At 66.7% G+C, this 11,884-nt stretch carries 9 protein-coding genes and 3 pseudogenes; 11 read left to right on the forward strand and 1 reads right to left on the reverse strand.

Translation table 11 applies throughout. The features are described 5' to 3' along the window. The 8 genes and pseudogenes from Q4A20_RS13730 to Q4A20_RS13755 form a co-directional block, all read left to right on the forward strand. Positions 1–147 (forward strand): annotated as a pseudogene (locus Q4A20_RS13730) (succinate dehydrogenase/fumarate reductase iron-sulfur subunit); the annotation flags it as partial. A 324-nt stretch (positions 148–471) separates the two neighbouring features. Continuing rightward, positions 472–618 (forward strand): annotated as a pseudogene (locus Q4A20_RS13735) (IS5/IS1182 family transposase); the annotation flags it as partial. A gap of 494 nt (positions 619–1,112) precedes the next feature. After that, a pseudogene (locus Q4A20_RS15165) lies at positions 1,113–1,277 on the forward strand (IS3 family transposase); the annotation flags it as partial. Positions 1,278–1,359: 82 nt separating this feature from the next. Then, complete coding sequence (locus tag Q4A20_RS15170; RefSeq protein ID WP_368502486.1) at positions 1,360–1,809, forward strand: DDE-type integrase/transposase/recombinase; 450 nt, start codon at positions 1,360–1,362, stop codon at positions 1,807–1,809. 740 nt (positions 1,810–2,549) lie between these two features. Continuing rightward, positions 2,550–2,906, forward strand: coding sequence for an SdpI family protein (locus tag Q4A20_RS13740; protein ID WP_303123812.1), 357 nt, complete (start codon positions 2,550–2,552; stop codon positions 2,904–2,906). Between the two features lie 352 nt (positions 2,907–3,258). Further along, a complete protein-coding gene (locus Q4A20_RS13745; RefSeq protein WP_303123813.1) occupies positions 3,259–3,705 on the forward strand; it encodes a hypothetical protein in 447 nt (148 codons plus the stop codon). A gap of 46 nt (positions 3,706–3,751) precedes the next feature. Further along, complete coding sequence (locus Q4A20_RS13750) at positions 3,752–3,889, forward strand: hypothetical protein (protein WP_303123815.1); 138 nt, start codon at positions 3,752–3,754, stop codon at positions 3,887–3,889. Positions 3,890–4,064: 175 nt separating this feature from the next. Further along, the gene (locus Q4A20_RS13755) at positions 4,065–5,549 is read left to right on the forward strand and encodes a L,D-transpeptidase (protein WP_303123817.1); all 1,485 of its coding nucleotides are present in this window, start codon (positions 4,065–4,067) and stop codon (positions 5,547–5,549) included. Positions 5,550–5,592: 43 nt separating this feature from the next. Here the strand turns inward: Q4A20_RS13755 and Q4A20_RS13760 are convergent, their stop codons facing one another. Further along, positions 5,593–6,309: a TetR/AcrR family transcriptional regulator gene (locus tag Q4A20_RS13760; RefSeq protein WP_303123823.1), complete on the reverse strand. Its 717-nt coding sequence runs from the start codon at positions 6,307–6,309 to the stop codon at positions 5,593–5,595. 179 nt (positions 6,310–6,488) lie between these two features. Here Q4A20_RS13760 and Q4A20_RS15175 point away from each other — a divergent pair, with 179 nt between their 5' ends. The 3 genes from Q4A20_RS15175 to tsaD all read left to right on the forward strand — a co-directional run bounded on the left by Q4A20_RS15175 (position 6,489) and on the right by tsaD (position 11,327). Continuing rightward, positions 6,489–8,381, forward strand: a complete 1,893-nt coding sequence (locus tag Q4A20_RS15175; RefSeq protein WP_368502487.1) for an ABC transporter ATP-binding protein — start codon at positions 6,489–6,491, stop codon at positions 8,379–8,381. Continuing rightward, positions 8,374–10,209: an ABC transporter ATP-binding protein gene (locus Q4A20_RS15180; protein WP_368502488.1), complete on the forward strand. Its 1,836-nt coding sequence runs from the start codon at positions 8,374–8,376 to the stop codon at positions 10,207–10,209. The genes Q4A20_RS15175 and Q4A20_RS15180 overlap by 8 nt, the downstream gene beginning before the upstream one ends. Before the next feature lie 71 nt (positions 10,210–10,280). Then, positions 10,281–11,327 (forward strand): tRNA (adenosine(37)-N6)-threonylcarbamoyltransferase complex transferase subunit TsaD, encoded by a 1,047-nt coding sequence (gene tsaD / locus Q4A20_RS13770; RefSeq protein ID WP_303123825.1) that lies wholly within the window; start codon positions 10,281–10,283, stop codon positions 11,325–11,327. Positions 11,328–11,884 lie beyond the last annotated feature (557 nt).

The following is an 11,884-nucleotide window of genomic DNA, read 5'->3' on the forward strand; positions in this document are numbered from 1 at the left end:
CAGCACGACGCCGAGGGCTTCGGCGGCTGCACCAACATCGGTGAGTGCGCGGCCGTGTGCCCCAAGTCGGTGCCGTTGGAGGTCATCACCCGGCTGAACCGCGATCTCGGCCACGCCCTGTGGAAGGGGCAGAAGGCCACCGCCTGATGGCTTCGGGGCCTCGCCCGAGGCTTCATCTCGCGCCGCGCAGCAGTTCTGCTCAGAGCCGCTGCGCGGCGTCGTATATCTCTCGGGCCAGTTCACGCGGGTAGCCGCCGTGCCGATCGACAATGCCATCACGCATGTCGTAGTTGCGGTGGAGAGGTGAGGCATACCATGCGATGAGCCTTTCTCATCAGGGCTGTGGGTGGGGGCTGGGGATCGTTGGGGTGGTGCGGTTAGGTGGGTGTGTTGTTGGTGAGTGCACGCGGGACCTTCCGGCAGCATGTGTTTCGACCAAGATAACCAAGCCCGGAAAGAGGCCCCGCGCGGGTGTCCTATCGTGCCACTCTCGACGTACCTGACGCCACTGCCCGCACCGTCTCGCGCTGGATCACCGCCCACCGCCGCCGCCACGACGTCCGCCCCTGGCAGCGGGCCGCCACCAGCTGGACCCAGACGATCATGCTGCTGCGCTGGCTGATTGGACTGGGGGTGGTTTTTGGACTTGGGGGATGGTTATCGTTTCCCGTGATTTGATAGTTAGGATGGATGGACATGACTAAGGCGAAGTATTCCGAGGAGCTGTTGTGAGCAGGTGGCCCGCGGGGGTGGTGGAGGGTGGCCGGTCGATCGCGTCGGTTGCGGCCTCCTAGGGGCTGGTGGCCCAGACCGTGCGGTTACTGGGTCGCGAAGTACCGCAAGCGGCATGCTGACGCCCAGGAACAGAGAAACGAGTCCGAGGCGCAAGAAATCGTCCAGCTGAAGGCCGAACTGTATAAGGCGAGGATGGAGAACGAGTTCTTAAAAAAGCGGCGGCCTTCTTCGCGAACGGTGCAGCCGTGACCACCCGGTATGAGCTGATCCGTCGCGAGCAGGGGGCAACTACCCGATCGCCTGGATGCGCTTGGTGAGCGAAGGTCTCCAAGTCCGGCTACTACAACTGGCGCAGCAGGCCCGAGTCCGCCACCGCTGTGCGACGTAGGGAGTTGGCGGCGCATATCCAGAAGGTCTTTAACGAGTCTGACGGCACCTACGGGTATAGGCGTATCGCTGCCACATTGGACTGGCAGGGCGTGCCCGCGGATGCGGACACGGTCAGGTCGATCATGCGTGAGCTCGGCCTGAAAGCGGCGCGGCCGCGCCGGAAGGTGTGCACCACGGTTCCGGCCGAGGACCTGGACGGGCGCCCGGACCTGGTGCGCCGCGACTTCACCGCCGATGCTCCTGGGATCAAGTGGGTTGGGGACATTCCCCCACTTCGTGGGAGGTACCCCCACCTACAGTCCCACCTGGGCGGGGTTCGTCTACCTCGCGACGGTCCTGGATTGCTGTACGAAGAAGGTCGTCGGCTATGCGTTGGCGGATCATATGCGCACCGACCTAGTCTGTGAGGCGACCCGCATGGCGGCCCGGAACTGTAAGCCGGTCCGTGGGGTGACGGTGTTTCATTCCGATCGGGGCAGCCAGTACACGTCCCAGGCCTTCGCCGACCACCTCAAGCACTATGGGATTGTTCCGTCGGTGGGGCGGACCGGGGTGTGTTGGGATAATGCGTGGGCGGAGTCCATGGGTGCGACACTCAAGAATGAGCGTGTGCATCGTATGGTTTATCCCACCCGGAGCAAGGCGATACGGGATGTGGCGGCATGGACCCGTATTGACCTATAATCAAAGGCGTTTGCACTCGTCGATCGGGTACCGCACCCCCAACCAGTTCGAACGCGAACTACAGCAGGCCCCCGCCCCGAAAGCGGCCTGACAAACACACAACAACCAACAGTCCAAAAAACACCCAGCACTCCAATAACGGTCGATGGCCTGTCGCGCTCATATGGACGCCCGGCTCACGCCGGACCTCCTGACTGTATCGGCCCTGACCGCCCCGCGAACTCGCCCTCGCCCCAACCGGCAGGCCCCAGGCGGCAGCGGCATGGACACGCATCGGTATTTGCCGCAACTCCCCTCGCCGCCGGTCCGCCTCTCACGCGCTGCAGGGGGCCTTCAAAGGCGTCGCAGCGAGTGCTATGCCCGCCCTGGTCTCGAGCTTGGGCCTGCCGGCTCCCGCAGGGCGCTTGGCAACCGCCCTCAGGCGCCGCCTGGCACCCTCCCGGCTCCATCCGGTCACCGCGCACACCTCGCCACGGCACCCCTTCCCCTTGTCCCCCTCGGGGCGCCTTGGCATACGCGCCCGCGTACTACTTGCTGGTGATCTCGACCCTGGCCTGCAACAGGCAACCCACCACCACATACCCACCACGATCCGCGACTTTCACGGGCAGTACTCGGATGAGGCACCGAGCCTCTTTCGCGGGCACCTGTAACGAGTCTCGTCGAACACTTGATCCTGAGCACGCCGAGGCGTAAACTGCTAACCAGTGCCCTGAAGCGTGACTTCCTGAAGGTGGACCATGACAGACCTCGTTTCAAGCATTGTGCTCGCGTGTCTAATGGTAATTATCGGGGTTCTGAGCACAGTTGTCGGACTGAAAATGAGAAAAGGCAGCCTTAAGCCTAACTCACTTGTTGGTGTACGCACACCCCAAGCCTATCGCTCGGACGCGGACTGGTACCAGATACAGTCTGCGTCCGCTCGGCCCGTACTGATTATGGGGGCCATGGGTTTTGATTCGGCGGTGTTATTTGTCGTTCAAGAACTCATCCCTGAAGCTATTCCGTTCATCGTCCCGGTCATAATAACGATATTGCAGATGATTATCAGCATCGCTATGATGTGGTGCGCCGCAACAACCGTCACCAAAAGATAACCCTGGAGATAGTGAGGACACTATGCGAGCGAATGAACCCAGCGTGAATCTATGCAGACACGTTGTTCAGATGAGACGCGAACTGATATCGAATCCACAAAGGCGTTTGCACTCGTCGATCGGGTACCGCACACCCAACCAGTTCGAACGCGAACTACAGGATGCCGCCCCGAAAGCGGCCTGACAAACACACAACAACCAACAGTCCAAAAAACACCCAGCACTCCACATGGGCCTGCACGGCATTCGTCGTGCGAAGTCGCCCAGGACGACCCGGTCGGCTCCTAAGGAGCAGTGCCCGGCGGACCTGGTCAGGAGGCACTTCTCGGCTTTCAGGCCCAACGAGCTGTGGGTGGCGGACATTCCCCACTACGTGGGAGGTAACCCCACCTATGTGCGCACCCTGTCGGGCTGGGTGTACGTCGCCTTCGCCCGCCGACGTCTACTCGCGTCGGATCATCGGCTGGCAGACGTCAACGAGCCCGTGACGCCGACCTGGCCCAGGGGCGCCCTGAGGATGGGTATCTGGCAGCGCAGGCGCGAGGGCGCGGACCTGAAGGGGCTGATTCACCACACGCGGCCGCGGGGCCGCTGTACCGGGCCATCCGAGTGCGGGCAGGCCCCCTCCGACTGCGACGCGGTCGCCTCGGTGGGCTCCAAGGGCGACCTCCTTTCGGCTTCGCTCTGGCCCAGGCCCTCAACTCCCTGCACAAAGCCGAGCTCATCCTTGGGCCGCCACTACCTCGAGTCCCACGGGCCCTGGCAGGGCATCGACGATGCCCGTGTTCGCTACCGCTGAGTGGGTGCACTGGTTCAACAACACTCGGCCTCACTCCGCCATAGGCATGCACGCCCCCGTCCAGCACGAGCAGGCCTACACCCCACCAGACGACACCGACACCATCGACAACGCCGACGCCGAGGACGTCGGCGAGCAGACGACCATCAACCAACCCCAGCCGGCGACCGCCGGCGCCAGATAAAACACCCTCCACAAAACCCGGGGCTTGACACCCCATCTCAAGCGCCATGTTGGCACCGACAGCTCGCGCTTCCCGGCGGCGTGTGCCACAGCGGCTGCCGATGGTCTCCCGCAGGTGACGACTGTATCGTTACCTTCTCCCCGCGACGGTCCGTTACACTTTCTTGGCCGGAGGTATGGTGAAGAGGTTCCTGCAGTTGCGACGCGCACTCGCCGCACACACGCCCAGACACGCCGCCGGCGGACTCGGTCGCCGGCGACTGCTGTCGGCGCTGCTCGCGCTCGTCCTGGCGGCTCCGCTAGCGGGCCTGAGCGGGCGTGCCGCCTACGCCGCGGATCTCGCTCCGGACGGGGCGAGCATTGGTGGGCTGAGTGTGGCCGGTATGAGCCGCGCCGAGGTCGCCACCACCATCGCCGAGCAGGCTGAGATCGTCAAAGTTTCCATCACCGTCGCCGGGCAGACCGTGGAGACTCCGCTGGGGCAGGCCGGCGGGCGTATAAACGCCACGGCGCTGGCTGACGCCCTGGTTGACGGTGTCGATCCGACGGAGTCGGCCGCCTCCGAAACTGACTCGGCCGCGGGGGCCGAGGCTGCCGCAACCGTCGATGCCGATGCTGTGGCCGCCTTCGCCGAACGCATCGACGCCCGGGTCGGCGCCCCGGCCGTCAGCGCCTCCATCCGGCCCACCGCCGACGGCGATGCTTTCGAAGTCGCGGTCGGTTCCCCGGGACGGGGCGTGGATCGGGACTCCTTGTCCGAACTGGTCCAGACCGCCGCATACACCGTGACCTCCCAGAGTGCTGAGCTTCCGCTTGAGGACATCGCGCCGGCGGTCTCCGACATGGCCGCCCAGCAGGCGGCTACGGCGGCCAACACCCTGATAACCCCCGAGGTGACACTCACCGGCGCGGGGGAGACCATGAAGGCCGATGCCGCCACCCGTGCGTCCTGGGTGGGTACCACCGTCGTCAATGGTGAACTAGTGCCCGTGCTGCTACGGGAGAGCGTGGCCGCATGGGTCGACCGGGTCGCCGCCTCCGCCGAAGTGGACCCAATCAGCGCCATCGACAACGTCGACGCCGAAGGAAACCGGCTCGAACCCGCTCGGCCGGCTCAGGCGGGCCTGGAAGTCACCAATCGCGAGGCGGTCACAGACGGGATCATCACCGCCCTGGAATCTCATAAGCCCTACGCCGGCGAGTTGATCACCCGGGAGGTGGAGGCCGGCGTCGAACAGCGAGTCGTCTCATCCGGCACCGACCGCTTCGCCTACGCCGCGCGCGCTGACGAGAAGTGGGTGGACATCAACCTCACGGATTCCACCATCACCGCCTACAAGGGCTACGAGCAGGTGCACGGTCCAGTCCTCATGAACCACGGCGGCCCGGGTAACGAGACCATCACTGGCACCTACGAGGTGTACCTGAGCTACGCGAAGCAGGACCTGGGCTGCACCGCCGGCTGGTCCTACTGCCAGAAGGACGTCGCCTGGGTGACCTACTGGCACGGCAACTACGCCATCCACTCCGCCCCGTGGGCCAAACACTTCGGTGTCGGAGCCGACGCCGGCTCGCACGGCTGCATCAACCTCCCGGAAGACGAGGCCCGTTGGTACTACGACTGGGCCGAGACCGGAACCACCGTCGTCAGCCACTATTGAGCCACTGAGCCACGGCGGCATAGGCAGCCGGACCGGCCTTTGGCTACTCGCTGCTCGTCGGCTGCGCGGCATTACTGGCGATGCCGCGGATGATGACCTCGATCTTGCGGTCCAGCCAGCCGCGGTCGAGCCAGCTGGCGGAAGGGGCCAACGCGGCGGGAAGCTGCGCCGCGCGCCCGTCCTCCTCATAGCGCCTGCGGGCCTCCTCCAGACCGCTCGGGGTACGCGGGCCTCCTCGGTCGTCGCCATTCGCCCCCTTGGGTGAGGTCCTCGGAGCCTCGCCGGAGGGGGCGCGGGCCACTTCGGTCTGCAAGTGCACGCTGATGACCGTGTCGGCGATGAAGTCCAGGGCCAGGACGGCGTCGTCGGAGCGCAGGCCGCCCTGCGCGAATGCGTGCCGCGCTTGCGTAATGGGGCGGGCGAAGAACTGGTAGGCCCAGGAGGTTGACAGCAGCACGCCGGCCAGGCCCGGATGGGCTTCCAACAGCGCCCACAGGCGTTCGGCGTAGTCACGCGCCACCCTGTGCCAGGGGCCGGAAAGATCGGAGAAATCGATGTCTCGCGCAATCCGCTCCAGGCAGGCGCGCAGCAGATCCTCGCGCGAGCTGATCGTGCGGTACAGCGCCGAGGTCGCCACCCCCAGCCGCTGGGCCACGTCGGAGAGGGTGAACCGGTCAATGCCGATATCGAGTGCCGCATCCACCACGTCCCGGCGTGCAAACCCCGGCTTGGGCCCGGTGGGATTGCCAAGACGAGTCATGTGTCTGACCTTACGCGGTCTGTCGCTTCGGCGGTGAGGGGAGGCGTGGTGAGCGCCTCGGACCGTTTTGCGTACGGCCCTTGCCCGCCGCTCCGATGCCAACTAAGGTCACGCTCAGCAAATAGAGAAAACCATTCGTGATTGGAGTGTGAGACATGCCCGCTGCACATACCACGACGATGAGCGCATCACCGGCCCGGTCGTCGGAGGCGTCCTCTCCGCCCGTCTCTAGGCCGCCGACCGATACCGATCCGCGTGACCAGGGCGCCGGCCGGGGTGGCCGCAACGCCGACTCCGGCGACGACCGGGCTCGCGCCGTCGCCGGGCAGGCGGCCGTTAAACGCCTCGGTGCGCCGGTGCGCTCCCGGCTGCGCCTCGGGCAGGTGCTCGTAGTTGTTTCCGGGCTGCTTTCCATCGCCCCGTATGTGGCGCTCGTACAGTTGGGTGACATCCTGCTGGCGGCCCACGAGGCGGGCTCTGCCCCCGACCCGGAGCGCGTGCGCGCCACGGTGACGGTGCTGATCGGCGCCTACTCCACCCGCCTGCTGCTGTACTTCCTGGCCCTGCTCATCACCCACTTCGCCGACCTCGCTCTGCGTGACCGGCTGCGCCGCGACATCGTGGCCCGGCTGACCCGTACGCCCCTGAGCTGGTTCACCGCCTCCACCTCCGGCCGGCTGCGCAAGGCGGTGCAGGACGACACCACCACCGTTCACACCGTCATCGCCCACGGGCCGGTGGAGCGCCTCAACGCGGTGGTCACCCCGGCGGCGCTCCTGGCCTGCGCCTTCTGGATCGACTGGCGGCTGGGACTGCTGAGCATCGGCACCATCCCGCTGTTCTTCGCCACCTACTCCCTGTCCATGCGCGGCATGAATGAGAAGACCGTGGAGATGGACCGCCGCCTGGAGAACATCTCCTCCGCCATGGTGGAGTTCGTGGCCGGCATCGGGGTGGTCAAGGCCTTCGGGCAGGTAGGCCGCGCCCATGCGGCCTACCTGCGCGCCGGTGACGAATTCTCCACGTTCTACCGCGTCTGGGCCATGTCGATGATGAACATCAGCTGCCTGTCCATCACCTGGGTGTCCATCCCGGTGCTGCTGCTGGTCAACCTGGGCGGCGGGAGCCTGCTGCTGCGCGCCGGTCTGGTCACGCTGCCGCAGATGCTCACCACCACACTGATCGCCCTGGTGCTGCCCGGCGCCATGGTCACCATCGCCTCCGTCTCCTGGTCCTACCAGCAGGCCGGGGCGGCCGCGCTGCGCCTGTGCGACATACTCGACGCCCCCACCCTGCCCGCCGCCGTCCACCCGCGCCGCCCGGACGGCGCCCGGGTGGAGATCGAGCACGTGTCCTACTCCTACGGGCGGACCCTCGCCGTCGACGACGCCTGCCTCACCCTGGAGCCCGGCACCGTCACCGCCCTGCTGGGCCCCTCCGGCTCCGGCAAATCGACGCTGGCGACCCTGATCGCCCGCTTCGCCGACCCCGACGCCGGCACCGTGCGCATCGGCGGGGTGGACCTGCGCGACATGGATGAGCAGACCCTGTACGACACGGTCTCCTTCGTGCTCCAGGATCCTCAGCTGCTCGACGCCCCTATCCGCGACAACATCGCCCTCGGCCGCCCAGGCGCGGACTTGGAGCAGGTGCGTGCCGCCGCCCGCGTCGCCCAGATAGACGACTTCATCATGACGCTTCCCAGCGGCTATGACACCGTCGTCGGCCGGGACACGGCCCTGTCCGGCGGGCAGGCCCAACGCATCGCCATCGCCCGGGCGGTCCTGTGCGACACCCCGGTAATCCTGCTCGACGAGGCCACCGCCATGGCCGACCCCGAGTCCGAGGCCGAGATTCAGCAGGCCCTGGCGGAGCTGGTCAAGGGCCGTACGGTACTGGTGATCGCCCACCGGCCCGCAGCTGTCCGCGGCGCCCACCGCATCGTGGTCATGGACCGCGGCCGCATCGTGGCTGCCGGCACTCACGACGAACTGCTGACCGAACCCCACTACCGGGCGCTGCTGCGTCAGGGCGGCGTCGACGTCGACTCCGAGGAGAATAGCCATGACTGACACCACGAGTTCGGCTATGAACCCCGTCGTGAACCGGGCGGCTTCGGGCGCCCCGGCTTTAGCGGCTTCATCTTCATCTGCCTCCCGCTCCCTGATGGCGCGCTACCGACGCCTCATGGGGCCTGTCGCCTGGCGGCAGGTCGTCGGCGGCATAGGAATCGGAGTCCTCAGCGGCGTGTTCTCGGGCCTGGCGCTATTGTTCCTGCTCCCGGCCTCAGTGGCGCTGGCGACCGGCCGAAACAGTTGGGGACTGGGCTTCGGCGCCTGGCTGATCATGCTCGCCGTCCTCGCCGTCGCCTGCGCCGTAGCCGACTACTTCAGCCAGCGCATCGGCATGACGGGCGCACTCGGCTTCCAGCACGACGTCCACTACGCCATCGGCGACCAGGTTGCCCGCGTGCCCCTGAGTTGGTTCACCGCCGATTCCGCCGGCGTCATGTCCCGCGCCGTCTCCCGGGAGATGATGTCGCTGTCCGAGTCGGTGGCCCACTTCCTGAATTCGCTGAGCACCACGGTGGCCGGGTGCGTGGTCATCTGGCTGGGCTCCTGGGCCTGGGACTGGCGGTTGGGGCTGCTGCTGACCTGCGCGGCGCCGCTGCTGGCGGTGTTCCTGCGGGTCTCCCGCCGTCTGATCGACCACGGCAAGGCCCTCTCAGAGCCCGCTGAACGCGAGCTCGCCGCCCGCATAGTGGAGTTCGCACGCTGCCAGGGGGCGTTGCGTTCCTGCCACGCGAGTACCGACTACCGTCAGTTGGCCGATGCCTTCGACGTCGTGGCCCGCACCTCCCGCCGCGGCCTGTGGTGGGAGACCGCCGGCAACATGGTCAATGGAGTCCTGGTCCAGGTGATCGTCGTGGCCATGATCGCCCTGTCGGCGGCCCTGTCCGTCTCCGGGGCCTTGGACCCGCTGCAGACGGTCGTCACCATCGGCATCTGCCTGCGATTCACCACCATGCTGGAATCCATCGGTGCCACCACCGCCGGTATTGAGGAGCGGCGTCAGATGATGGACCATCTAGACGCCGTCATGGACGTGCCCCCGCTGCCGGAGCCGGTCACCACCGCCACGGAGCCAGAGCCCGGTGCCGTCGAACTCGACGACGTCCACTTCGCCTACCGGGCCGGCACGCCGGTGCTGCGTGGAGTCAATATGCACGTGCCCGCCCGCTCCATGTGCGCGGTGGTAGGTCCCTCCGGCAGTGGGAAGACCACCATCGCCCGTCTGGTTGCCCGCTTCTGGGACGTGGACGCCGGCACCGTGCGCGTGGGCGGCACCGACGTACGAGACATGCCGGTATCTCAGCTCATGGGGCAGATCTCCATGGTCTTCCAGGACGTATACCTATTCGATGACACCCTGGAGGCCAATATCCGCATCGGAGACCCCGAGGCCGGTACTGATCGGGTGCGGTGGGCGGCGGACCTGGCCGGGGTCACCGAGATCGTGGACCGGCTGCCCGACGGCTGGGACACGCGCGTCGGTGAGGGCGGGCAGGCCCTGTCTGGTGGGGAGCGGCAGCGGGTGTCCATCGCCCGCGCCCTGCTCAAACAAGCACCCATCGTGTTGCTGGACGAGGCCACCAGTGCCCTGGATGCGGAGAACGAGGTACATATCGTGGCCGCCATGCAGGAGCTGCGGCGCAACTCCGCCCTGATCGTGATCGCCCACAAACTGGAGACTATCGCCGCCGCCGACCAGGTGATCGTCCTGAACGAAGCCGGGCAGGTGGCCCAGCGCGGTACCCACGCCGATCTGGTGGACGCCCCCGGCCCCTACCAGGACTTCTGGAACTACCGCACCCGTGCCGCCGGCTGGCGGCTCGTATGAGAGTGGAGCCGTAGTGGGGTGCCCCGTCCCGGCAATCCGCCGGGACGGCCGGGCGGCTACGCTTGGACGCCGTGAGTGAAGCACTGATCCTCGGTATCGAGTCCACCTGCGACGAGACCGGCGTCGCCCTGGTGCGCGGGCACGAGCTGCTCGGCGACGTGGTGGCCACCTCCATGGACGAGTACGCCCGCTTCGGTGGCATAATCCCCGAGATCGCCTCACGCGCCCACCTGGAGTCCTTCCTGCCCACTCTGGATGAGGCTCTGGAACGGGCTGGAGTCGACCTTAAAGACGTCGACGCAATCGCCGTCAGTGCAGGCCCGGGGCTGATCGGCTCCCTGACTGTGGGCGTTAGCGCGGCCAAGGCTCTGGCGGCGTCGCTGGGCAAGCCGATATACGGGGTCAACCACGTGGTCGGGCACATCGCCGTCGATGAGCTCATCGACGGTCCGGTGCCAGAGCACTTCATCGGGTTGATCGTCTCCGGCGGCCACTCCAGCCTGCTGGACATCCGCGACCTGGCCACCGACGTCGTCGAACTCGGCGGTACCCTCGACGACGCCGCCGGAGAGGCTTTCGACAAGGTCGGCCGACTGCTCGGCCTGCCCTATCCGGGTGGCCCGCACGTGGACCGCCTGGCCCAAGCGGGGGATGTGGAGGCGATCCGCTTCCCGCGCGGCCTGGCCGCCGCCAAGGATCGGGAGCGCCACCGCTACGACTTCTCATTCTCCGGTCTGAAGACGGCGGTCGCCCGCTACGTGGAGTCCCTGGCGGAGGCCGAGCAGGAGGTGCCCGCCGCCGATGTGTGCGCCGCCTTCTCCGAGGCGGTCAACGACTCGCTGACTGCCAAGGCGGTGCAGGCCTGCCGGGATACCGGTTGTGACACTCTGGTGATCGGTGGTGGGTTCTCAGCCAACTCGCGGCTGCGGGCCCTGGCGGCGCAACGCTGTGAGGAAGCCGGCATTAACTTGCGGCTGCCGCCGCTGAAGTACTGCACGGACAACGGCGCCCAGATCGCGGCCCTCGGTGCGGCGGCGGTGCGGGCGGATGTGGAACCGAGTCCCATGGACTTCGCCCCCGACTCGGGCATGCCCCTGGATGTGCCCGTGGCTCACTGAGCCGCTGAGGTCGGTTGATCTTACGTGCTGAGGTCGGTCGATAAGGTTTGGGTACCGGACCAACATTGGCTGTGGGGTCCGTCGGTATCGTCGCGCGCTGAGGGGTTATCCGGACGTCTCTAGTGCGCACGAGTCCTTTGGGAGTCGGCTTCGAGAGCAGGTTGACTTGCGATTGGGGTTGCATGCGGAGTCGTGAATCGACATGCCGGTGGTATTGCGAAGCGCGGCCGTGTAGGGGCGCTTCCGGTCAGGGGTGGTGCGGTTGTTTGAGGATGCTGGCTAGCCGCTTACGAGGCTTGGTGGGGCGCCTACGATGCCGTCCGGCTCTCGAGGACGTCCACGCGCGAGGATGACCTCGCCGACCTGACGATGTACTTGCCGGCCCGTGGACGACCGCCGACATCGCAGCCCCGATCCCTAACCTCCACCCATACAAGCCGGAGGCGCCCAAGTGCCGCGCCCGCTTACAGCCTCCTCAGGGACTTCCCGACGACGGCGGGAGCCGGGCGTGTTCAATGGTCTGTGTAAGCCCTGATTGAGAGGACCTACTGTCATGA

Origin of the sequence: Actinomyces sp., from assembly GCF_030530635.1 — a bacterium.
In the GTDB taxonomy this organism is placed as follows: Bacteria; Actinomycetota; Actinomycetes; order Actinomycetales; family Actinomycetaceae; genus Actinomyces.